Here is a 22888-nt window from a genome sequence, read left to right as displayed (position 1 = left end):
CCCCCCTGCCGCTCACTGGACCGAGAGCAGCCGCACCCGCTTGTAGATGCGGCGATCCAGCGGCAGCCGCATGTCCACGAAGTTCAGCGCCTCGTCGAACTCGAAGCTGAGCGTGGGCACCGGGGGCGAGATGGAGATGATCAGCTCGAACTGCCAGAGGCTCGTGAGCGTCTGGCGGCCCGCGAGCGCCTCGGCGGGCGGCGGTGGGAGCTGCTCAGCGGCGGCTCGCACGTCCTTGAGCGCCTCCCTGTCCACCTGAGCGTTGTTGCTGGGGGACACGAGTGTCACCTCCAGCAACTGGCCTTGTGCGTCCTGCACCACGCGGATGGTGGCGCGGCGGGTGGCCATGAACTGCTCGCGCATCTGCTGGCGCATCTCCCTGCGGGCCTGGAGGTTGGGGTCGCCACTGGGAGGCCTGCGGTTCGACGTCTGCGCGGCGTCCGCTTCGAGTGGAGAGCCCGAGGCGCCGTAGGCTGAGGCCCGGTCGCGCCAGACGGCGTTCCACGCCTTGCTGTTCTCCTGGGCCTGCTCCAGGAACCCCTTGAGACCGTGCGAAGTCACGGCGCGCTCCGCGTCCCAGACCTTCAGCAGGCTCTTCCCGAGTTGGGTGAAGTAGGGGTGGGCCAGGCCTCGCTCTACCTTGCCCTTGCCCAGGCTCTCCAGGGCCAGTGTGTCCACGATCTGCTGCGCGGACTGAGCAGCGAGTCCTCCGGGAACTCCCGCATCGGCGCGCTCCACGGCCACTGCTCCTCCAGGAGTCAGTGATGGGGAGGGGATGAGCCTGGGCGAGGGCGTGAGGCGCAGGCCATCGGCGCGCGGGGCATCCGCAGCGAGTGGAGCCTCGGCTCGAGGAATGTCGCTGGAGGGAGGAGGTGGGGCCGCAGCCTGCGGCGCGGGTTCAGGGCGAGGCGGAGGAGGCGGTGCCTTCGCGACGGGCTTGGGCACGGACGGCGAAGGCTCGCGCGCAGAGGGTGGGGGAGGGGAGGGCTCAGGAGGCCTGGGCGCGGGAGGAATGACCTCTACGTCCATGAACTCGAGTGTCACCGGAGTGGGCGGAAGGGGTGAGCGCGGGTCCGAAGTCCTGCGCGCTCTCTCGGTCAGCACGAGCCATACGATCGCATGCACGCCCAGGCTGAAGGCGAATGCGAGCAGCAGGCGGCGAGGAGGGACCGGCGACATGCGGCACCGGAGCTTATGTGAGGACGCAATACCCCGCTGAGTGCACCCGCGACAGCGAGGCTCCTCGGGCACTGGGTGGCGGGACGCTGCCTCGTGAGCGCGAACCTGGTTGAGAGCAGGATACCACCGTTGGATAACGGACAGCGCACGCCCCGGCGCCCCCTGATACGCTCAGTCCAGGAGGCAGATACCTGATGGCGACCTCGCTGCTCGCGACGGACGGCTACAAGTTCAGCATGGCGGAGGCGGGCTGGCCCCTGCGCCGAGAGACTTTCTACTACACGCACCGCAAAGGCGGGCTCCAGGTGGTGCCGCTGGACATCGTCGCCTTCATCCGGAGCCTGCTGCCCGAGCCGAAGCCCGAGGACTACGATTTCCTGTCTCGCAACGACTACGAGATGGGGATCGGCTTCAAGTCGGCGATGCAACGCAAGGATCGGCTCGTCATCCACGCTCTCCCCCGAGGGGCGCTCTTCTACCCGAAAGAGCCGGTGCTCTCGCTGACGGGCAATTCGGCCATTGTGTCCTGGCTGGAGCCCTTGCTGATCCAGCTCAACTTCCGCATCCAGGTGGCCACCCTGGCGCTGACGGATCGCGAGGAGCTGGCCCGCGCGCTGACCGTCGTCACCTGCGAGCAGCAGAAGCACATCGCCCTGGAGACGCTCGATGACGTGGGCGTCAAGGCCGTGCCCATTCGCGTGGACCCCGACGGCTACTACCAACGCGTGCGCGCCCAGGTGAAGGAGCTGGTGGACATCGTCGAGGACCCCAGCCGCATCTTCGAGGTGGGCCTGCGTGCCGCCACCTGCCTGGAGCAACACGAGATCGCCCTGCGCGCCTGCAAGGACATCGGCGTGACGCGCACCTCCAACGTGGAGGGCGCCCGTACGCTGGGGATGATCCCAGTGGGCACCATGGGGCATGAGCACATCCAACGCTATGGCTCGGACGAGGCGGCCTTCCGCGCCATGCGCGAGCGCCGGCCGCAGCGCTCCAGCTACCTGCTGGACACCTATGACACCCTCGCCTCCGGACTGCCCGCCGCCTACCGCCTCATCCGCGAGGAGCCAGCCCGGAGTGACTCCATCCGCTTCGACTCGGGCAACAAGAAGCTCCAGTACCTGTACGCCGTCACGCAGGCTCGCGATCTGGGCATCCGCCCCGTCAACATCCTCGAGGACGGCCTGGATGCGCAGGCCACCCGCGAGTTCGAGGAGCTGCGCCGCCAGGTGGGCTGGGAGCCCTCGGCCCAGTTCTACGGGTATGGGGGCCACATCGTCGCCCGGCCCATGGAGTGCCCGTTCACGCGCGACCGCGTGGCCGCCGTCTACAAGCTGTCCCTCACCGGTACCACGCCGACCATGAAGTTCGGCAACGAGGCGGCGGAGGGCAAGCAGAGCATTCCTGGCTCACCCGTTCTCTTCCGGCGGCGCCATGGCTCCGGGCCCATCGGGCTCATCGGGCAGGAGGGCGAGCCAGCGCCCGAGGGCTACTTCCAGCTCACGGACAGCCCCCCCGAGGGGCCTCCCTCGCTCGTGGGCGCTCAGCTCCCGGAGGTCAAAGAGGTTCGTGTCGTCCCGACGCCTGCGACGCAGGCCCTCGCCGACGAGTTGCGAAACCGCCACTTTCCGAAGGCCCGATAGCGAGCGGGAGGGGGGAGCTGTCAGGCACCGGCTCGCCCCCAGAGCGGTGGTTGCCCGTGACCCAAGCAGGTGAACGTGGCTCCGATTCTGGCCGCGCCAGAGGGACTGCGGTTTAATCCGCGCCCTGGCGCGCCTTGGAGCCTGGGGTGGGTTCGCTGCGCGCGCACGAGAGATTGAATGAACGCACGTGCCTTGAAGATCGCTCCGTTCCTTTTTGGCTCGGGGTTGTGTGCACTGGTGTACCAGACCGCGTGGCAGCGTGAGCTGCGCCTCATCTTTGGGGCCTCCACTGCGGCCTCCGCGGCGGTGCTGGCCATCTTCATGGCGGGGCTCGGTCTGGGAGGTGCGCTCCTGGGCGGTCGCGCGGACAAGCACCGGCGCCCGCTGGAGCTGTACGGCAACCTGGAGGGCCTCATCGCCCTGAGCGCGGCGCTCACTCCGGCCCTGGTGTGGGTCGCGCGCAAAGTCTACGTCGCGCTGGGCGGCACCGTGGTGCTCGGCATGGTGGGGGGAAGCGTGGTGCGGCTGGTGCTCTCCGCGCTCCTGCTGGCCGTGCCCACCCTCCTCATGGGCGGCACCCTGCCAGCGGCGGCTCGCGCGGCGGAGACCCCCGACGACGTGCGTCGGCGCGCGCTCGCAGTGCTCTACGGCGTGAACACCCTGGGCGCCGTGGCCGGCGCGGCCCTGTCCACCTTCTTCCTCTTCGAGGTCTTCGGTACCCAGCAGACGCTGTGGCTGGCGTGCTTCGTCAACGGGCTCATCGCCGTGGCGGCGCGGGTCGCCTCGCGCTCCATGCCCGAGCAGGAGTCCTCTACGGCTCCGGCCACGGAGGCGCCAGTTGCTGCGCCGGCTGCTGCTCCCGCCGTGGCGGCTCCGGCATCGGCCTTGCCTCCTCCTCCGCGCCGCTTCGTCCTGGCTGCGGCGGCCGCAGTGGGCTTTGCCTTCCTTCTGATGGAGCTGGTCTGGTACCGGATGCTGAGCCCGCTGCTGGGCGGCTCCACCTTCACCTTCGGCCTCATTCTCATCGTCGCGCTGCTGGGCATCGGCCTGGGAGGCGCGGCCTATGCCTTGTGGCGGCAGGATCGGCCGGCGACGCTGCAGGGCTTTGCCCTCACGTGTCTGGCGGAGGCGCTCTTCATTGCCTTGCCCTACGCTCTGGGAGACCGGCTGGCCATCGTGGCGATGATGCTGCGCTCGCTCGAGGGCTTCGGCTTCTTGGGTCTGGTGCTGAGCTGGGCCATGGTGGCTTCGATCGTCATCCTTCCCGCGGCGTTCATCTCGGGCGTCCAGTTCCCGCTGCTCCTGGCACTCATGGGGCGTGGCCGCGAGAACGTGGGCCGCGAGGTGGGACTCACGTATGCGTGGAACACCGTGGGCTCCATCGTGGGCTCGCTGGCCGGTGGCTTCGGGCTCATGCCGCTGCTGACGGCACCGGGGACCTGGAAGCTCGCGGTGGCGCTGCTGCTGCTGCTGGGCGCGGTGGCTCTGGTGCTCTCGTTGCGGCTGGAGCGCCAGCTCGGCAGGCTGTGGCTGCCCGCGGCGGCGGGAGTCCTGGCCGTGATGATGCTGCTGGAGCCTGGTCCCAGCGCTGGCTGGCGTCACAACCCCATTGGCGCAGGCCGCGTCCGCATGGAGCGCCCCACCCGAAACAAGCTGCGCAACCTGATGGAGACTCCGCGCCGCGAGGCCTTCTGGGAGTACGAGGGCATCGAGAGCAACGTGGGCGTGCTCGTGCGCGACGGACCGGCCTTCTACGTGAACGGCAAGTCCGATGGCGGCAGCATCGGTGACGCGTCGACCCAGGTGATGAGCGGGCTGGTGGGCCTGCTGCTCCACCCCCAGCCCCGCAGCGCGATGGTCATTGGCTTGGGGACGGGCAGCACCGCGGGGTGGATGGGGGCCGTGCCGGAAATGGAGCGGGTGGATGTGGTGGAGATCGAACCGGCCATCCTCAAGGTCGCCGAGCACTGCTCGGCGGTGAACCAGAACGTCCTGACCAACCCGAAGGTCCACACCTTCATCGGAGATGCGCGCGAGGTGCTGCTCGCCTCACGCCAGACCTACGACACCATCTTCTCCGAGCCCTCCAACCCCTACCGCGCTGGCATCTCCAGCCTCTTCACCCAGGACTTCTACCAGGCGGTGAGGAAGCGGCTGGCCCCGGGGGGCATCTTCCTGCAGTGGCTCCAGGCGTATGAGATCGACGCGACGACGATGAAGAGCGCCTACGCCACGCTGGCCTCTGTCTTCCCGGCCGTGGAGACGTGGGAGCTGAACAGCGGGGACATGTTGCTGGTGGCCACCGAGGCGCCGCTGGCTTACGACGCCGACCGCATGCGCGCCAGGCTGGCCCAGGAGCCGTTCCACAAGGCCGCCATCGTCGCGTGGTCCACGGATGAGCTGGAGGGTGTGCTCGCGCACTACCTCGGTGGGGATGCGCTGGCCCGCAAGCTCTCCGAGGGCCAGGAGGATCTCATCAACACGGATGATCTCTCCTTCATGGAGTTCGCCATCGCGCGGACGGTGGGGCGCACGGAGTCCTCCGGGCTGCCCATCGGGCTGCGCGCGGGTGCGGTAGGTCTCCAGGTGTCCCGTCCGCAGGTGAGCCAGGGCAAGGTCGACTGGGATCGGGTGGAGGTGCAGCGGCTGATGGTGTCCTCCGCGAGCCACCAGAAGCTGTTGGTGAAGCCCCGGCAGCTTCCACGGAGCGCGGTGGACCGGCAGCGGTTCTTGGAACTGCTCTCCCGCGGAGATGCGCAGGGGGCCGTGCGCGCGTGGCGTGCGGCGGGGTGGCAGCCCCAGGGGCTGGTGGAGCTGACGATGGTGGCGCAGGCGCTTGCCTTGAGCGGGGATGAGGCCGCCGTGCCCTTTGTGGATCAGCTCCGTCCGCTGGGGGCCATGGAGGCGGAGACGCTGCTCGGAATGCTGCGGCTGAGCCAGGGCCGGTGGACGGACGCGGCCAACGCCTTGAGCCTGGCCTATGACGCGCTCCACCGGGAGCCTTGGGGACAGCGCAGCGTGGCGAACCAGCTCCTGGCGGCCACGCAGGAACTGGCGCAGAGGGAGCGCTCCCTGGGGATGCGCCTCTATGGCCAGCTGTCGCAGCCTTTCGCCGGGTATGCGCTGGAGACCCAGCGTCAGCGGGCCCAGCTCGCGATGGCGGGTATTCTCGACTGGCCGGGGCTGTGCCAGAAGGCGCTCCAGCCCTTCGAGCGGTCTCCCTTGTGGAGCCGGGAGTTCCTGATCGGCCGCTACCAGTGCTACGAGGGCCACAAGGCACCGCTGGCTGGCCAGGCCATGGCCGAGCTCGCCACCTTCCTCGTGGATGAGCCCCCCGCGCTCCTCTCGGAGGACGGGGTAGGGGGGCCGGAGCAGGAGGAGTCTGAGTCTGGCGCCTCCTCGGTCTCCCAGGACAACGACCCCTAGCTCCACGGGGAGCGCTTATGATGGGGCGCCACCTGGCCCCATCCGCCGCAGGAGAACGTCATGGCACTGCCCATCCCCCGCTTCCACGAGGACGCTCGTGCCGGACAGCTCTACCTGGAGCGCGCCGCTGAGGTTGCCCAGGAGGCTCGCCGCTACGCCGAGACCCACCGCGTCCGCCCCGCCCGCGAGGATCGCGTCCGCGTCGCCGCCTTCGGCATCGATGTGCAGGTGGCCTTCTGCACCCCTGGCGCCAGCCTCTTCGTCCCAGGCGCTGTCGAGGACACCCAACGCGCGCTGCGGTGGCTCTACACGAACCTGGATCGCGTGAGCGAGCTCGTCTTCTCGCTCGACACCCACCGCGCCTTCCAGATCTTCCACCCCTCGTGGTGGCAGGACGCCGGGGGATTGCCGCCGCCTCCGCTCACGCCCATCACCGCCGAGGACATCCGTGACGGGCGCTGGAAGCCCACCCGCTACCCGGAGGAGAGCCTCGCGTACTGCGAGCGGCTCGAGTCCAGCGGCAAGTACATCCTCACCGTCTGGCCGTTCCACGCGCTGCTCGGCGGCCTGAGCCACCCGCTCGTACCCGCCGTGTATGAGGCCAGCCTTTTCCACGCGCTCGCGCGGGACACCCAGACGTGGTTCGAGCTCAAGGGCGAGCACCCCCTCACGGAGAACTACTCCGTCCTCTCCCCCGAGGTGACCGAGGTGCGCGGCCAGAAGGTCGGCGAGTTCAACACCGCGCTCTTCGATCGCCTCATGGCCTTCGATCGCGTCTACGTCTTCGGGCAGGCCAAGTCCCACTGCGTGCTGTCCACGCTCATGGATCTGCGCCAGCACATCGAGAAGAAGGACCCCTCGAAGATGGGCCGCATCCACATCCTTGAGGATGCGATGAGCCCCGTGCCCGCGCCTCCGCTGGATCCGCTGCCTCCCTCGCTCGACTTCCCGCGCGTGGCCGATGCCGCGATCGAGGAGCTGCGGCAGGCCGGGATGCGCTTGGTGAAGACCTCGGATCCCGTGGAGCTGTGAGCCGGGGCGGCCCCGGCCCTCGGTCCGTTACAGGGAGCCCCCATCCATGTGCTCGTCCCGGCGCGCCCGGTCCCGGTCCCGGGCGTCGTGGGGCTTCATGTGCTTGGCGACCGAGGCCCAGCGCATGGCGGCGTGCCGCAGCGCCAGGATCGCCGCCTCCTTGTCGAGCGCCGGATTTCCCACGTCGATGACCTCGTGGAACATCGACGTGTCCAGCCCCTCCTCGCGCACCACCGAGCCCGCGAACAGCACCACGGGTTTGCCCAGCTCCTTGCCCGAGCGCGCCAGAGCCGAGGGCCCCTTGCCCAGCGCCGTCTGCCGGTCGAAGCGCCCCTCGCCGGTGAGCACCGCGTCCGCCACCGCCACCCTCCGCTCCAGGTGCAGCGCCTTCGCCACGAGCCCGTAGCCCGAGACGATGTTCGCTCCCGCGAGCACCGCCAGCCCGTAGGCGAAGCCGCCCGCCGCGCCCGCGCCAGGAACGCGGATGAACTCGGGCGCCAGCCCCTGGGCGAAGAAGGCCAGGGCCGCCTCCAACTCCTCCACGATCTGCGGATCCGCGCCCTTCTGCGGACCGAAGAGCCGCGAAGCTCCATTGGGCCCCAGCAGCGGCGCCGTCACATCCGTGGCAGCCAGCAGCTCCACATCCGCCAGCCGGGGGTGTGCCCCGCTCGTGTCCACGCGCACCATCCGGCGCAGCGCCGCGCCGCCCTGGGGCAGTTGCTTCCCTTCCGCATCGAGGAACCGGTAGCCCAGCGCCGTGAGCGCCCCGGCTCCCCCGTCATTCGTCGCGCTACCTCCCAGCCCGACGATGAGGCGCGAGCAGCCCGTGTCCAGCGCCGCCCGCATCAGCTCGCCCGTGCCATAGGTGGAGGCGCGCCGTGGGTCTCGCTCCTCGGGGCGCAGCAGCGACAGCCCGGATGCGGCGGCCATCTCGATGATCGCCGTGCGCCCGGACTCCAGCAGCGCATACGCCGCCTGCACGGGCGCCCCGAGCGGACCTTGCACGGTGAGCACCCGGCGTTCGCCCCCGGTGCCGGCCAGCAGCGCATCCACCGTCCCAGGCCCGCCATCGGCCAGGGGCGCGATATCCAGGAGCACTTCGGGAGCCTCTTGCCGGAGCCCCGAGCGAAGTGCCTCGGCGGCCTCGGAGGCGGTGAGGGTACCTTTGAACTCTTGAGGAGCGATCAGCCAGCGGAGGGTCACGGTTGGGTCTTCGCTTCCTGGTTCGGTTCCACGGTGACGTTCTCGCCCGGCAGCCCCAGGGCGATGCACTTGCTGTGGATTCCATCCTCCACGCATTGCTCGTGGGCCTTGCACTGGCCACGGCAGGGCAGGGAGACGCAGTAGCCAGTGTTGTGATCGCAGGTGGTCCCCGTGGGACACGCGGCGTAGCAGTCCCCCTTCGAGCGGGAGATGCCCGAGGCGGCGATCGCGAGCGTGGTGGAGAGGACCGCATCGGCCGCCCCTCCCGAGCCGTCCGAGCGACACCCAGCAGGTAGGGCCAGCACAGCCATCGCCATCCACTGCATCCATCGACGGTTCATCGCGGTTCCTCCAGAGACTGCAGAGACCAGGTCTCGGCATGCCACTCCAACAGCGGCCGCGGGCCGTTCAGGGAGGGCCTCACCCGCTGGGAGACGGCCTCCAGGCGCCGCATGAGCGCGTCCACCGTGTCCGCGGGCTGACGGGCCGGCCCCCGGATCCGCGCGCAGAAGAAGGTCCGGCAGCCGAAGGGCCGATCCGCGTACACGGTGCACCGTCGGCCCGCGGCATCCAGGTACGGGCAGCCTCCATCCTCGCGCGGTGGAGGCAGGGGCCGGCGGCTAGCGAGCAACTGCCACTCGGGGTACCACAGCCACGGTTGGCGCTGGGTGCGCGCCAGTTGACAGCACTCGCCGCTCGCCGGACAGGAGAAGGGAGCGTAGGCCGCGTCCGCCTGCCGGTAGATGGCTCGCAACTCACGCAGCGCGCGTGCCTCAGCGACAGCCCCTGTGGCTTGAGGGGCCTCGTCGTCGTCGTCCCAGTTCCGCGGTGGCATCCATTTCTTCTTTTCTCACAATGGAGGGGCCGCGGTCGAACACGCTGATCTCACAACACGCGCAGCACAAAGCACTTCAGGTAGCGCGTTTCCCGCAAATTCAGGAGTACCGGGTGATCCTTGCCAGCACCCCGGCGCTCGATGATCTGCACACGGCGCCGTGCGTCAGCGGCCGCCGAGGCCAGCATGTCCTCGAAGGCCTGTTCATCCACATGGTAGGTGCAACTGGCGGAGATGAGGTAGCCGCCGGGCCGCAGCAGCTGCATGGCGCGCAGGTTGATCTCCTTGTACCCGCGGATGGCGGCGGCCACGGCGTCCTTGTTCTTGGCGAACGAGGGTGGGTCCAGAACGATGGTGTCGAAGCGTTTGCCCTCGTCCAGGGAGTCGCGCAGGTAGTCGAAGGCGTTGGCCACGACGACGTCCAGGTTGGTGAGCCGGTTGGCGGCGGCGTTCTCGCGCAACTGCGCGGCGGCGGCGTCGGAGATCTCCACGGCGGTGACGCGCTGGGCCCGGGCGGCCAGCTGCAGAGCGAAGCCGCCCACGTAGGAGAAGCAGTCCAGGGCCTCGCCCGAGGCGTACTGCGAGGCCATCACGTGGTTCTCGCGCTGATCCAGGAAGGCGCCCGTCTTCTGGCCCTCGAGCAGGTCGGCGCGCATGCGCACCAGCCCTTCGTCGAAGGAGACGGGCCCGGGCAACTCGCCGCGCAGCAGCCCCTTCTCGGGTAGCAGTCCCTCCAGGTTGCGCACGCCCACGTCCGAGCGGTTCACGATGCCGCGCGGCTTGAAGAGTTCGGAGAGCAGGTCAGCGATGAGCTCCTTGCGGCTCTCCATGGCGGGCACCAGGAACTGTGCGCTGAGGTAGTCGCCATAGCGGTCCACCACGAGCCCGGGCAGCTGGTCTGCCTCGCCGTGCACGAGGCGGTAGGTGGTCTCTCCGGGCAGGGCCTTGCGGCGCATGGCGTCCGCGGCGGCCAGACGCTGGCGGAAGAAGTCCGTGTCCACGGCCACGTCCTCGTACGAGAGCCAGCGCAGGGCGATCTTCGAGTGCTTCGAATAGAAGGCCTTGCCCAGGAACCAGCCGCGGCCATCGGTGACGCGCACTATCTCGCCACCCGCCAGACCGGGATCTCCGTTCAGGTCCGCGCGGTAGATCCACGGGTGGCCGGCCTGCCAGCGGTCGACGCCTCGGCGCACGAGCGACACCTGGGGCAGCCCGTCCGGGCCGAGTTCGGGCGCGGTGCGGTCGGGGGCCGGTGTCTCGGGGCGGTGGGGGCGGCCCCGGCCGTGCTGTGGGCGCGAGGGTCTTCCCTTCTTCTGTCCGGGCGGCATGGGCATGGTCGTGGCGCGGCGTATACTGCCAACCCGAGTGAGATACGAGCTGCTCCTTCAGACTTTGGTTCCCGGGACACCCTATGACAGCTCCCGGGTGGATGCCCTCCTCGCGGAGAAGGGTGCGTTCGCACGTCCGGATGGCCAGCGCATCTGGCGGCTCAAGCACGGGGATGTCGAGGTGGGCACCCTGCGAGAGGGCGGGCAGGTCATCGCCACGGAGCTGCGTGTGGGGTTGTCGGACAAGACGGACCTGGTGCGCGAGGTGGTGGAGGAGGCCGCGGCCCTGGCTGCCTCCGCCGAGGCTCGGCTCGTCGATCCCCAGCTCGGCAAGCAGCTGAGTGCCAATGACAGCGGGGCGGTGGCCGATCAGTTCCTGCGCACGGCCCGCTATGCGGGGGAGATGATGGGGGTGTCCGAGGCCGTGGCCGCCAGCTACGCGCCTCCGCCCGAGGGGCTCCCCACCGGCCTGAAGGTCCTGCTGCTCATCGGCGGAGGATTCTTCGTGCTGTACCTGCTGGTGAGCTCGCTCATGGAGAAGCTCGGCGGCTGAAGCGCATTGAACAGTTCCTGCGGGCGCTCGCTCCCCGGGCTGTCGCGGAGGCGGCAAAAGCCGGGGAGAAGCATTAGGGAGGAAGGGTGGCCCGATACCTCTTCTTAGCGTTCATCGTAGTGCCGATCCTGGAGCTGTACCTGCTGATCGGCATCGGCCGGCAGATTGGACCCGCTCCCACGGTGGGGCTCGTCCTGGTGATGGCCATGCTGGGGGCGGCCCTTGCGAAGAGGGAAGGCCTGCGGGTGATGCGGAGCTGGCAGGCCCAGGTCGCCCAGGGCCGAGTGCCCGAGGAAGGCATCTTGAGCGGCGTGCTCGTGCTGGTGGGCGGGCTGTTGCTCATCGTCCCGGGCGTCATCACCGATGTCCTGGGGTTGTTCCTGATCATTCCCCCGACCCGGCGCTGGGTCGCCGAGCGGGTCCGTCGATCGATGGAGCGCGGCATGAAGGACGGTTCGGTGCGAGTCACCGTCCAGAGCTGGGGCCGTGTCCAGGAAGTGCGTCCCCCGCAGCAGCCCTTCGAGCAGCCCGTGCCGCCGAGCCGCCAGATCCCAGGCGAGGTGGATGCGGAGTTCACCGACGACGGATCCAACTCCGAGCGTTGAGACGGTGATATGCCCCGCTGGGACTCCTGACGCTGAGGACATCCATGCGGCTGTGCTCCCTCCTGCGGTTTCCCACTCTGCCGAACCTCCTCGGGGGAGTGGTGCTCGCCATCGGCCTGCTGGCCTGTGGACACCAAAGGATGGAGGGCCCTGGCAGTCCACCGGATGCGCTCGATGACGGCTGGCAGGTCTCATCGCTGGAGGCCGAGGACATGGCCCCCGAGCGGCTGGCGGAGCTCGAGCAGCGCATCGCGGCCGAGGAGTTCCCCGCGCCGGACTCCCTGCTCATCGCCCGCCACGGCAAGCTCGTGTACGAGCGGTACTGGAACGGCTTCAACCGGGACAAGCCGCATGATCTGCGCTCCGCCACGAAGAGCCTCACCTCGCTGCTGACGGGCGTGGCGCTGGACCAGCACCTGCTGCCGGGCGTGGACACTCCCATTCTTCCGTTGCTCCTGCGGTACGCGCCTTTCAAGAACGCGGACGAGCGCAAGGAGCGCATCACCGTGCGCCATCTGCTCGAGATGCGCAGCGGACTTGCCTGCAACGACTGGGAGGAGGGCTCGCCAGGTCAGGAGGAGAAGATGTACGACTCCAAGGACTGGGTGAAGTTCATCCTCGATCTGCCGATGGCGGAGGAGCCCGGCCAGTCGACCGTGTACTGCACCGGAGGCGTGGTGGTGATGGGCGCGCTGGTGGAGGACGCCGCGGGCATGAAGTTCCCAGAGTTCTCACGTCGCTTCCTCTTCGATCCGCTGGGCATCACCCACTTCGAGTGGCAGGAGGCGGACGGTGGGCGCACGGATGCGGGTGGGCACCTGCTCCTGCGCCCTCGGGACTTCGTGAAGATCGGCCAGCTGATGCTGGACGGGGGCAGGTGGCAGGGCCAGCAGATCGTCCCGGAGTCCTGGGTCCAGGAGTCCACCGTCAGCGAGCGGACGCTGGGGGACTCCCGGTACGGTTACCTCTGGTGGCTCAACACCTTCGGCATCGGCGGCACACCGGTGGAGGCCTGGTTCGCGCGCGGCAATGGCGGCCAGTACACGTTCGTCTTCCCCTCGCTCGAACTGGTCGCCACCTTTACAGGCAGTGCCTACAACGAGCCGGAGTCTGGCCAGGCCATCGAGCTGGTCGGCAGGTTCGTGCTCGCGTCTGCGCTGCGGAAGTAGCCCCAGCCCCGCGGCACTTCACGCCGAGAGATCGATGGTCTCCTCAAAGGATCTGTAGTCCTTGATGATGAGAGTCTGGAGCCGAGGGAAGCGCTTCTTCACGAGCGCCGTCACATCGGGCAGGGCAGCTCGGGCCTCTATCTCATCCTCATAATGCGCGAGGGTGAGTTGCTCGACGCTGTCCGATCGCATCTGGGCCAGGTCGTACAGGTACATCCCCTCGGCGCGCATCCAGATCATGCTCAGCTGGGGAAATTGCTCCACCAGCTCGGGGGGCAAATCTCCGAGCGTGAGCTTCTCGATCGTATCGACTTGCGAGCGCCTGCGCCGCCAGGTGAAGACAGGAAGCACCGCGATGCGGCTGTTCTCGCTGCCATTCCAGTCGGGTGCGAAGCCATGTTTGCGGAGGGTCTCGACGATGGCGTGCCCTACCCGCGCATCCTTCTCGGAGGACTCTTCGCTCAGCAGGCCTCCGAAGCCGATGTACAGCGGGTCTCCCTTGAGCGCCGAATCAATATCCTGCTCGGTGAAGACCGCCGCGCCCCAGGGCTCCAGCCCGCGCTCCCGGAGCTTGTCCGCTTCGGCGTGGGCGGATTCCCATACCAAGGTCAGGGTGAAGCCCTGGCCTATCTGCGTCACGATCCCCGCCTCGAGCAGGTCCGCGAAGGCTGCCTCCAATCGGTCTACCTCGGTCTCCTCGGGCCACTCACTCTCTTCGTCCAGGTGCTTGAGGACGTCCTGGGAGAACTGCTTCAGCACCTTGCGGAGCGCGTGGTCGTCTCCGATCTCGGACCACTCGGTATGGTAGCAATGACCCTCGAGGAGCTCCGGGAGGGGGTATGCCCCCTGCGCCAGCCCGGAACGCAAGCCATCGAGGGTCTCGGCCACCAATTGGGCCTGCGCCTCGGGAAGGGGTGGGTCTTCGGGCTGTACCCCCAGGGCTCCCAGCCGCCGCGCGAGCTCCGCCGCCTGCGCGGAGAGCCCGAGCTTCTCGGTGAGCAGGGGGAGGGGCACATCGCCCCGGGTGGTTGCGAGCAGCCGGAAACGGAGCTTGAACCTCTCTTCGTCGAAGAGCTCGATCCCGATCCACCAATGACCCTCGATGTCGCGACGGAGCTCCGCATCGTGCCCCGTCCCCGCCAGCACCTCGCTGGCGATGGCGCCGACTTCCTTCTCCCAAGCGGTGGAGGTGTCCTCGACGGGTATTTCCAAGGCACGGAGCCGTCGCGCGAGTTCCTCCATCTGCGCGGAGAGCCCGAGTCTGGCGGCCAACGCCGGTTTCAGCACTTCGCCCCGGGTGGACACGATGACTCTCTCCAGGACCTCTCCCATGTCACTGATGAGGTCGATCCCCACCGCCCTGGGGCCCGAGTCGTTCCCGTAGACCGCCACGTTCTCCACGCCACTCAGCACCTCGTGGGCGATGGTGCGCACCTGCTCCATCCACTGCTCCGCGCTCACGGTGATCCCCTGTCCAAGATGAGCACGGGATATCAAGCTGGCAGGCGTCGAACACCTTGGGAGATCCACCAGGGAGCTCTTGAGAACTCCGTCTGGAGGCTTACGGCAGCAGCGCGGTCCTGGCCTCGCGGACGTAGCGGCCCTTGGGGAACTCGCGCAGATAGCGGCGGTACTCGGTTTCGGCCTCGGCCTTGGACAGCCGCTCCTCGAAGCAGCGCGCGCGCAGGTAGCGGGCCTGCTCGCGGAACTCGCGGACCCGGCTGTTCTCGGCGATCTCCGCCAGCCCCACCAGGAAGCTCTCGCAGGTGCGGGCGCTGAGCTGCTCCCGGGCGCTCCAGAGGAAGCGCGCGTCCGCGGCACCCGGCTCGGAGCCGCTCGGTTCGGGAGGGGCCCAGGAGGACCCAGGGCTTCCGTTCGACGCGGCTTCCGGCGCTGAGGATGAGGGAGCCTGCACCACGGCTGCCATGGGCTCGGGGCTCGTCGGCACGGGGTAGGGCGCAATCTCCGAGCCCTCCGCATCCGCATGAGCGGTGGCTGCCACGGAGGCTGGGGAACTCTCTGGAGTGGGTCTGGCGTGCTCGGTGGGAGCTTCCTCCGTCGCTGGCTTGGAGGCCGGAGAGAGACCACCTGTTCCAGGGCTCGGGCGAGCGGTGGAGGTCTCCGGCGGCTGCTTCAGCTCCTGGAAGGCCTGGCGATCCTGCACGGAGAGGGGACGCGTCTTGGGAGCATGCTGGCCCGTGCGCACCTCAAGGTGCTGGCCAGCGGTGACGAACAGGGGAGGCTGCCCCTCCGTTTCTACTCGGACCTTGCCCTCGAGCACGGCGACCACGGCACCGCGCCCCGTGCACTCGACGGAGAACACGGTGCCCACCACGGAGGCGCGCACGCCTGCGGCCTCCACGGTGAAGCCCTGCCGCGCCACGTGCGAGGCCTGCACGGCGAGTCGGCCCTTGGTCACGGTGAGCTGCACGTCCTTCGCCTCGGTGCGAGCCAGCGTCACCTCCGAGTCCGGAGACAGCCGCACCCGGCTCTCATCCGGCAGTTGCAGCAGGGCGCTGGACTTCGCGCGCGTCCTCACGGAAGCGCCGGAGCGCAGCTGGGTGCCTGCCTGGAGCGAATGCTCTGGTGCATCTGCCTCGCGGATCCAGGCTCCCGAGGCGCTCTCGACGCGCGTGGCGATGGCCTCCGGAGTGGACGCTGGCGTCGACGGCGGAACGGGCTGCTCCACGGGAGAAGGCACCACCGGAGCGGCAGGCTCCGGGCGCACTGCGATCGGCGCACTCGGCTGAACCGGGGGCGCCGAGGGCCGCAGCACCACAAGGGCCAGCAAGGCCGCCATGATCCCTACGGCCGCGACGGCCCACGGCCATCGCGACGTGGCTTCGAGCCGGGTCAGTCGACGCGCCGCACCGCTCTGGATGCGCTCATCCGCTTCGGACCAGCGCACCGAGGGCTCATGCTCCTGCACCGATCGGAGCAGGGCCTGGGCCTGGCGGACCTTGGAGAGTTCGCCCGTGCAGTGCTCACAGTGGGCGAGGTGGTCCGCCACGCGCGCGCGCTCCTCGGCGCCCAGCTCCTCCGCGGCGAAGGCCCACAGGGCTTCCGACTCATGGCGAGCCATGGCGCCCTCCTTCGCGGGGTGTCTCGACCAGACGGTGCATGGCCTCGGTGAACTCCAATCGCGCGTGGTGGAGACGGCTGCGGACAGTATTGACCGAGCTTCCCACAGCCTCGGCGATCTCGTCGGGGCTCATGCCGCACAGCTCGTAATAGACGAAGACGATGCGCTTCTTGGGCTTGAGCCGCTCCAGCGCCAGCTCCACCAGCCGAGCAGCTTGCCGCCGTGCGGCCTCTTGTTCGGGATCCGCCCCCTGGGCCTGCACCTCTGGAGGCGTGTCCGTCTGCTCCTCGGGCCGCCGCCGTTTCCATCTCAAGTGCGAGAGAGCCACATTGGCGCACACCCGATAGAGGAAGGTGCGGAAGCGCGACTCGCCGCGAAAGCCCTTCACCGCGGACAGCAGGCGCAGATACGTCTCTTGCAGCAGGTCCTCCACATCCGTCCGGTTGCCCACGAGATGGCGCAAGGTGCGGGCGGCGTCCACACGTGTCAGGTGGTAGAGGCGATCAAACGCGGTGCGGTCTCCCTGCTGGATGCGGCGGACGAGCGCGAGGAGCTGGGCCTCCGCCGGTGGAGGTTCCACGGGACGTGCACCACGGAAGAACAAGGCTTGGAGCGCTCCTTCGCCTATTGGGATGGTCCAGGCCAACACACTACCTCCATGCCCCTGGGTCGCCGCACCCGCCGAAAGCGATCAAAAAAGAAATTTGATCAATCTGCGGGGCTCCGGACACCAAGGCCATCAAACCGAGGACGGATGGCCGGACCGCCTCGCTCGGAGGACCCCCATGTCGAACGCCCCTGCCCGCCTTTCATGGCTGGTTTCCCTCGTCGCACTCAGCCTCTCTTCCGGGTGCGTCATCACGGACTACGATGGTGACGATTGGTGGGACGACGAGTCCCGCTCCTGCTTCGACTCGAGCGACTGTCGTTCCAACCAGTACTGCCGCAGCGGCACATGTCGCGACATCGGGTCGGACGCGAAGCGGTGCAACTCGGACTCCCAGTGTGGCTGGTCGGAGAGCTGCGTCGACGGCGTGTGCTGCAAGACGTGCAACCATGACTCGGACTGCAATGGTGGGGGCAAGTGCGGCCACGACAACTACTGCGATCCGCCGCCGCCTCCTCCGGTGGATGGAGGGACTCCGGACGGGGGCAGCTGCCAGCAGCCTGAGCCGAGCCCGGAGTGCCGCGTGAACAGCGACTGTGGCTCCGGCAACTACTGCATCAACGCGGAGTGCTACCGCGGGTGCAGCACCAACACGCAGTGCCCCGTCAACGAGACGTGCCAGTCGGGGCTGTGCCGCCCGGGCTCGACGAACCAGTGCGTGACCAACGCGCAGTGCCCCACGGGCAATGACTGTGTGGATGGCCAGTGCCGCGTGCCCTGCACGTACACCTCGCAGTGCCAGACGGGCTACTCGTGCCAGGTGGGCTACTGCCTGCCGGGCTCGGGCTCCGGCTCGGGCATGGTGTGCAACGTCAGCTGCGACTGCCCCTCGGGCGAGCGCTGCATCGGTGGCCGCTGCTCGCTCTGAGTTGCTTCACGGCAGGCCCGCGGGAGAAAGCCGCGGGGAGGGACCGACCCGTGGAACCTCGCGGGTCGGTCCGGAACCTCGGTGCTACTGCGCGTTGGCTCCGCCGTTGGAAGGCAGGATCTTGATGCGCTGACCATCGTCTCCCGTGATGACATTGCCCTGGGACTTCTGTTGCTCGGCCGAGGGCGTGCCGACGGCGAAGCTCTTGACGGTCGAGCGCTGCGTCCCGTTGAACGAGCCTTCGATACCCACCACCAGGTGGGAGCGGCCCGGGCCCGGGGTGAAGGCGACATCGAAGGTGCTGGTCGAGGCCTGAGTGAAGCTCGAGCCCGCCACGGGAGTGGCGGCGCTCTTCACCACGAGGCCATCCACGCCGTGGACGTTGATCTTCACATCAGAGGCCGGGGAGTCGAAGCGGACCGTGACGCGGGCCTGGCCCTCTTGAAGCTGGGCGTCCACGGTCACGGGTGCGGAGACCTTCGCGGTATCGGCCTTGCTGCTGGAATCCGGGGCCGCCTTGGCGGTGGGCGTGCAGGCCGCCGACGGCAGCAACGAGAGGAGGCTCGTGAGGACTGCGAGTGCCATGCGATTCATGTGCGCTCCAGGTGCGTATGCGGGAAGCAAGGCCGTGTCACGGGCTCTTGATGGAGATGGTAACAGGGTATTCGATGTTCCTTTCCTCGAAGCCCGTGACCACCAGGACGTACCGCGCGTCGGGTTGGGTGACGAAGGTGATGGTCTCCGTGCCTGAGAGGTTTTCGTCGGCCTGGTCCATCACCTCGCCTTTGAAGTAGGCGGCGACCGCCACATCGGAGGTGGAGTTCGCGCTGATCGTCACGCGCTGCCCGTTGCCGGTGAACACGTAGTACTGGTTCTGCTCCCACTTGTTCGAGTCGTAGCCGCCGCCCAGCTTGAGCGCCGAGTCGGTGTACGGGTACGCGTTCACGTTGGTGTACATGGCGCGCAGCCGGGAGTCTCCATCGCCGAAGGCGGTGGTGATGGGGCCGATCTTGTAGTGGCTGAGCAGGGTGTTCACCGCTGTCGCGTTCACCCCGGACTGCGCCTTGAGGCCGGCGATGAACGAGCCGATGGTCGTCATGCCCTCCGTCGTCTTCTGCGGGCCGGTCAGCACGTCGTAGATGGGGCCGAGGCCGAGCGCGACCGAGTCGTACGAAGACTCCGTGGTGCCCGAATCGTAGAGATCGTAGAGCACCCGGAGCACGGTCATCTCCGAGAAGGCACCCGGGTCCGGATCATCCGTGGGGGTGGGGGCGGTCTCGGCGTCGAAGCCGAAGGCGACGGGAGTCGTCGAGTTCTCGCTCCAGAGCGTGTCCGTATAGACGGACTCCGGCAGGAGCATGGCCGCGATGGCGTTGCCGTAGCCCTCGCCGAAGGCGATGCGCGGATCGAGCACATCGCCCGAGGTGTGAGGCCCGCCGGGGCTGTCCGCGCGCGAGAGGTTGTCCTCGAAGTAGTGCCCCCACTCGTGAACGATGACGTGGCTGTCGAACTCATCGGCGTCCACGCCGGCCTTGCCCAGCACGTAGATCTCCTTGTCCAGGAAGGCGTAGTGGGAGGTGCCGATCTGGCCCGATGACTTGTCTCCCGGCTGCGGGACGTTGTCCGGGCTCCAGTTCACCTTGAGGGCGGGGAAGGTGACCGGCCGGACATCCATGAAGGCCTTGGCGGCGGTGTACATGCTGTCGAGGATGGCGAACGGCGCGGCGGAACGCCTCGAGGAGTCATAGCCCGTGCCCATCCAGCCATGGGTGGCGTGCAGGTTCTTGGTCGTGGTGCCGGAGGTGACGGTCTCGCCCACCGCCCAGATGGCGTTCGCGTCCGTGTTGTCCTCGATCTGGATCGCCGGAGAGGTGGTCTTCGCGAGCGCCACCACGGTGACGGCCGCGGAGGAAGTGGTGGTGAAGTTGAGCTGGTAGTTGCCCTGCTCGTCGGTGTTGGTGGTGGCGAGCACCGTGGAGCCCTGTCGCGCCTGGACGACCGCGCTGCGCACGGGCTTCTCGGTGGCTTGGGTGAAGACGAGCGTGCCCGACTTCGTCGTGGGCGAGTAGGTCGCCGGGACGAAGTCGTACGTGACCCGGCCGCTCACGGTCATCGGCCCGCCTCCGCCGCCTCCACCCCCACCTCCGCCTCCGCCCCCTCCGCCCCCTCCGTCCCCATCACCCGAATCATCCCCTCCGCATCCCCCCGCCAGGGCCAGGGTTGCAGCGAGTGCCAGCAGACTGAACGTTCGGCCTGAGATGGCCCTACGAAGCGCGTGCATTGCGTCCTGACCCTCTGCCTTTCTCTTGGAAGTGTCCCCTTATTCTCGGCGGACCTTCATTCTGGTTTCAAATGGGCAGGGTCGGTCGACTGGCCGGGAAGCGAGGTCTGCTCCTAGGGGCGAGTGGCGCGCGGTGCCACCATCCGCCAACACCGGTGGATTTCCTTGCGCTGGAAGTCCTCGGGGATGGAGGCGGGGGTGAGCTCTTCCACTTTCTCAAAGTCCCTGATTGCGGTGTCCTTGAGTTCGAAGCCCAGGAAGTTGGTGGAGAAGTAGAGGACGCCACCGGGCGCGAGCACGGCGCGGATGGCGGCCAGCAGCCGGGAGTGGTCCCGCTGCACGTTGAAGCTGCCGCTCATGCGCTTGGAGGTGGAGAATGAAGGTGGATCGCACACGATGAGTTCGTAGCGATCCGGCTCCTCGGCCTGCTCCTCCAGCCAGGGCAGCACGTCGGCGCGGATGAGCGTGTGACGCGGGGCCGACAGGCCGTTGAGCGCGAGGTTCTCCTCGGCCCAATCGAGGTACGTGTTGGACAGGTCCACGGTCGTCGTGTGGGCCGCGCCACCGGAGGCGGCGTACACGGTGAAGGCGCCCGTGTACGCGAAGAGGTTGAGGAAGCGTTTGCCCTGGGCCTCCTCGCGGACGCGGGCCCGTGTGAGGCGGTGGTCCATGAAGAGGCCGGTGTCCAGGTAGTCCTTGAGGTTGACCCAGAACTTCAGCCCCTGTTCCTCGACGACGAACCGCTCGCTGTCCTGGCCCAGCCGCTCGTATTGGGTGCGGCCCCATGGCTGGGGGGTGTGCGTCTTGACGTGGATGTGCTCGGGCGCGACTTCGAGCACGTGGGCCACGGTGGCGAGCACCTCCTCGCGCTGCTGCTCCACCGTGCCGGACTGGAGGGCCCGGCGGCGCGGGTACTCGACCAGATGGATGTGGTCCCCGTACTCGTCCACGGCATAGGGGTATTCGGGGATGTCCCGGTCATAGATGCGGAAGCAGGTAAGGCCCCGTGCGCGTGCCCACTTCCGGAAGTGGCGGGCGTTCTTGCGCAGCCGGTTCTCGAACATACCTGTTGGATTGGGAGGTGTGTGCTTACCCTGTGGAGTAGTCATGCCCAAGCGAACCTCATCCCTGGAAACCGCAGCCCCCCTCATCCCTGAGTCGCCCACGTTGGACAAGCTCCGAGAAGCCGCTGCGGGCTGTCGAGCGTGTCCGTTGTGGCAGAAGGCGACCCAGACCGTCTTCGGCGAGCGTGAGGGCCCTCCGGGACCAGGACCCCGGGTGATGTTCGTCGGCGAGCAGCCGGGGGAAGAGGAGGACGTGGCCGGCAGGCCGTTCGTGGGCCCGTCTGGCCGGCTGCTCGACGAAGCCCTGGAGGCAGCGGGGATCGACCGGAGCCAGGTGTACGTCACCAATGTGGTCAAACACTTCAAGTGGAAGGAGATGCAGGGCGAGCGCCGCATCCACGCGAAGCCGAGCGCGGGGGAGATCCGGGCGTGCAAGCCCTGGCTGGAGGCGGAGCTCCGGGTGTTCCGGCCGGACATCCTCGTCTGCCTGGGGGCCACTGCGGCCCAGGCGCTGCTGGGCAAGGACTTCCGGGTGACGCGGCAGCGCGGACAGCCGCTCCACTCCGACCATGCCCCAGTGGTGGTGGCTACTGTCCACCCGTCATCCATTCTCCGGGCGCCGACCGAGCAGGATCGCAAGGCGCAGCTTCGGGCCTTCATCAAGGACCTGAAGGTGGTGGCGGATTTGCTGCACGGAGTCAGAGGCGGGGAGGAGGCCTCGGCTCAGCTGTGACGGTGTTGAGAGGTGGGAACTGCCTCTCCCGGGGGCCTGGGGGAGTGTGCTAGGCCCCAGGCATGCGCTTCGACACGCTCGCCATTCATGCCGGCCAGGAGCCGGATCCCACCACTGGCGCCATCATGACGCCGGTCTACATGACCTCCACCTACGTCCAGGCCGGACCAGGGGAGCACAAGGGGTACGAGTACAGCCGCACCCAGAATCCCACGCGCAATGCGCTCCAGGCGTGCCTGGCCGCGCTCGAGGGCGCGAAGTTCGGCGCCGCGTTCGCCTCGGGCCTGGCGGCCACCGACTGCCTGATGCACATGCTGGACACCGGGGACCACGTCGTCGTCTCGGATGACGTGTACGGCGGCACCTTCCGCATCTTCGACAAGGTCTTCAAGCGCCTGGGGCTCAACTTCTCCTTCGTGGATCTGTCCAAGCCAGAGAACTTCGAGGCGGCCATCACCTCGAAGACGAAGATGGTGTGGGTGGAGACCCCCACCAACCCGATGCTCAAGCTCATCGATCTGGCGCGCATCTCCGAGATCGCGAAGAAGCGCGGCGTCATCTCCGTGGCGGACAACACGTTCATGACGCCGTACTTCCAGAAGCCGCTGGAGCTGGGCTTCGACATCGTCACGCACTCGACGACGAAGTACCTCAACGGCCACAGCGACGTGATTGGCGGGTTCACGGGCACGAGCCGGCAGGACATCGCGGAGAAGATGTACTTCCTGCAGAACGCAGTGGGCGGGGTGCCGGGGCCGATGGACTGCTTCCTGGTGCTGCGCGGCGTGAAGACGCTGCACGTGCGCATGGAGCGCCATGCTGAGAACGCGATGAAGGTGGCGCAGTACCTGGTCTCGCACCCGAAGGTGCAGAAGGTGACCTACCCGGGCTTGGAGTCGCACCCGCAGCACGCCCTGGCGCGCAAGCAGATGAAGGGCTTCGGCGGCATGCTGACGTTCGACATCAAGGGCGGGCTGGAGGCGGCGCGCACGTTCCTGAAGACGGTGAAGGTGTTCGCCTGCGCCGAGTCGCTCGGGGGCGTGGAGTCGCTCATCGAGCACCCGGCCATCATGACGCACGCCTCGGTGCCGAAGGAGACGCGGGAGAAGCTCGGCATCGCCGATGGCTTCATCCGCCTCTCGGTGGGCATCGAGGACGCGCAGGATCTCATCGACGACCTGGCCCAGGCGCTCGACGCGGCGAAGTAGGGGAGGGCACCC

20 protein-coding genes are annotated in these 22888 nt (G+C 68.2%); 9 read left to right on the top strand and 11 right to left on the bottom strand.

All coding sequences use genetic code 11. The features are described from left to right. Window positions 1-12: 12 nt before the first annotated feature. Entirely contained in the window at window positions 13-1179 is a 1167-nt protein-coding gene (locus KY501_RS21880) for an energy transducer TonB family protein (RefSeq protein ID WP_224365179.1), read from the bottom strand. Window positions 1180-1373: 194 nt separating this feature from the next. On the opposite strand from KY501_RS21880, the gene KY501_RS21875 reads away from it, so the two are divergent. The 3 genes from KY501_RS21875 to KY501_RS21865 all read left to right on the top strand — a co-directional run bounded on the left by KY501_RS21875 (window position 1374) and on the right by KY501_RS21865 (window position 7280). Continuing rightward, complete coding sequence (locus KY501_RS21875) at window positions 1374-2822, top strand: nicotinate phosphoribosyltransferase (protein ID WP_224365178.1); 1449 nt, start codon at window positions 1374-1376, stop codon at window positions 2820-2822. Between the two features lie 177 nt (window positions 2823-2999). Then, complete coding sequence (locus KY501_RS21870) at window positions 3000-6248, top strand: fused MFS/spermidine synthase (protein ID WP_224365177.1); 3249 nt, start codon at window positions 3000-3002, stop codon at window positions 6246-6248. A 60-nt stretch (window positions 6249-6308) separates the two neighbouring features. After that, entirely contained in the window at window positions 6309-7280 is a 972-nt protein-coding gene (locus KY501_RS21865; protein ID WP_224365176.1) for a nicotinamidase, read from the top strand. Window positions 7281-7307: 27 nt separating this feature from the next. Here the strand turns inward: KY501_RS21865 and KY501_RS21860 are convergent, their stop codons facing one another. From KY501_RS21860 to KY501_RS21845, 4 genes are read right to left on the bottom strand one after another with little or no spacing between them, the layout of a single operon-like run. Beyond that, window positions 7308-8483 carry a glycerate kinase gene (locus tag KY501_RS21860; protein WP_224365175.1) on the bottom strand — a complete coding sequence of 392 codons (1176 nt, stop codon included), beginning with the start codon at window positions 8481-8483 and terminating at the stop codon, window positions 7308-7310. Then, the gene (locus KY501_RS21855) at window positions 8480-8824 is read right to left on the bottom strand and encodes a hypothetical protein (protein ID WP_224365174.1); all 345 of its coding nucleotides are present in this window, start codon (window positions 8822-8824) and stop codon (window positions 8480-8482) included. The genes KY501_RS21860 and KY501_RS21855 overlap by 4 nt, the downstream gene beginning before the upstream one ends. Then, window positions 8821-9318 (bottom strand): YkgJ family cysteine cluster protein, encoded by a 498-nt coding sequence (locus KY501_RS21850; RefSeq protein ID WP_224365173.1) that lies wholly within the window; start codon window positions 9316-9318, stop codon window positions 8821-8823. Before KY501_RS21850 ends, KY501_RS21855 begins: the two co-directional genes overlap by 4 nt. A gap of 50 nt (window positions 9319-9368) precedes the next feature. Beyond that, entirely contained in the window at window positions 9369-10646 is a 1278-nt protein-coding gene (locus KY501_RS21845; RefSeq protein ID WP_224365172.1) for a class I SAM-dependent rRNA methyltransferase, read from the bottom strand. 97 nt (window positions 10647-10743) lie between these two features. On the opposite strand from KY501_RS21845, the gene KY501_RS21840 reads away from it, so the two are divergent. The 3 genes from KY501_RS21840 to KY501_RS21830 all read left to right on the top strand — a co-directional run bounded on the left by KY501_RS21840 (window position 10744) and on the right by KY501_RS21830 (window position 12973). Beyond that, entirely contained in the window at window positions 10744-11199 is a 456-nt protein-coding gene (locus tag KY501_RS21840) for a hypothetical protein (RefSeq protein WP_224365171.1), read from the top strand. A gap of 86 nt (window positions 11200-11285) precedes the next feature. Continuing rightward, window positions 11286-11804, top strand: coding sequence for an FxsA family protein (locus tag KY501_RS21835; RefSeq protein ID WP_224365170.1), 519 nt, complete (start codon window positions 11286-11288; stop codon window positions 11802-11804). A 44-nt stretch (window positions 11805-11848) separates the two neighbouring features. Continuing rightward, window positions 11849-12973, top strand: coding sequence for a serine hydrolase domain-containing protein (locus KY501_RS21830; RefSeq protein WP_224365169.1), 1125 nt, complete (start codon window positions 11849-11851; stop codon window positions 12971-12973). Between the two features lie 18 nt (window positions 12974-12991). Here KY501_RS21830 and KY501_RS21825 read toward each other — a convergent pair whose 3' ends face one another. From KY501_RS21825 to KY501_RS21815, 3 genes are all read right to left on the bottom strand, one after another. Further along, window positions 12992-14434, bottom strand: coding sequence for a DUF6891 domain-containing protein (locus tag KY501_RS21825; protein ID WP_224365168.1), 1443 nt, complete (start codon window positions 14432-14434; stop codon window positions 12992-12994). 100 nt (window positions 14435-14534) lie between these two features. Beyond that, window positions 14535-16055, bottom strand: coding sequence for a FecR domain-containing protein (locus tag KY501_RS21820; protein WP_224365167.1), 1521 nt, complete (start codon window positions 16053-16055; stop codon window positions 14535-14537). Further along, window positions 16042-16635 carry an RNA polymerase sigma factor gene (locus KY501_RS21815; RefSeq protein ID WP_224365166.1) on the bottom strand — a complete coding sequence of 198 codons (594 nt, stop codon included), beginning with the start codon at window positions 16633-16635 and terminating at the stop codon, window positions 16042-16044. The genes KY501_RS21820 and KY501_RS21815 overlap by 14 nt, the downstream gene beginning before the upstream one ends. 205 nt (window positions 16636-16840) lie before the next feature. Here KY501_RS21815 and KY501_RS21810 point away from each other — a divergent pair, with 205 nt between their 5' ends. Next, on the top strand, window positions 16841-17590 hold the full coding sequence (locus KY501_RS21810) for a DUF7107 domain-containing protein (RefSeq protein ID WP_224365165.1): 750 nt from the start codon (window positions 16841-16843) through the stop codon (window positions 17588-17590). An 84-nt stretch (window positions 17591-17674) separates the two neighbouring features. On the opposite strand, the gene KY501_RS21805 is transcribed toward KY501_RS21810, so the two are convergent. The 3 genes from KY501_RS21805 to KY501_RS21795 form a co-directional block, all read right to left on the bottom strand. Beyond that, on the bottom strand, window positions 17675-18184 hold the full coding sequence (locus KY501_RS21805) for a hypothetical protein (protein ID WP_224365164.1): 510 nt from the start codon (window positions 18182-18184) through the stop codon (window positions 17675-17677). Between the two features lie 37 nt (window positions 18185-18221). After that, window positions 18222-19703: a hypothetical protein gene (locus tag KY501_RS21800; RefSeq protein WP_224365163.1), complete on the bottom strand. Its 1482-nt coding sequence runs from the start codon at window positions 19701-19703 to the stop codon at window positions 18222-18224. A 281-nt stretch (window positions 19704-19984) separates the two neighbouring features. Further along, window positions 19985-20980: a class I SAM-dependent methyltransferase gene (locus tag KY501_RS21795; protein ID WP_224365162.1), complete on the bottom strand. Its 996-nt coding sequence runs from the start codon at window positions 20978-20980 to the stop codon at window positions 19985-19987. On the opposite strand from KY501_RS21795, the gene KY501_RS21790 reads away from it, so the two are divergent. Then, window positions 20979-21668, top strand: coding sequence for a UdgX family uracil-DNA binding protein (locus tag KY501_RS21790; RefSeq protein WP_224365161.1), 690 nt, complete (start codon window positions 20979-20981; stop codon window positions 21666-21668). The two genes, KY501_RS21795 and KY501_RS21790, sit on opposite strands and share 2 nt — an antisense overlap. Before the next feature lie 62 nt (window positions 21669-21730). Beyond that, window positions 21731-22876: a cystathionine gamma-synthase gene (locus KY501_RS21785; protein WP_224365160.1), complete on the top strand. Its 1146-nt coding sequence runs from the start codon at window positions 21731-21733 to the stop codon at window positions 22874-22876. Window positions 22877-22888 lie beyond the last annotated feature (12 nt).

Origin of the sequence: Hyalangium versicolor (assembly GCF_020103695.1) — a bacterium.
Lineage (GTDB): Bacteria > Myxococcota > Myxococcia > Myxococcales > Myxococcaceae > Hyalangium > Hyalangium versicolor.
The sequence above is the reverse complement of the archived record's forward strand: the minus strand, read 5'-3'. Positions and strand labels throughout refer to the sequence as shown.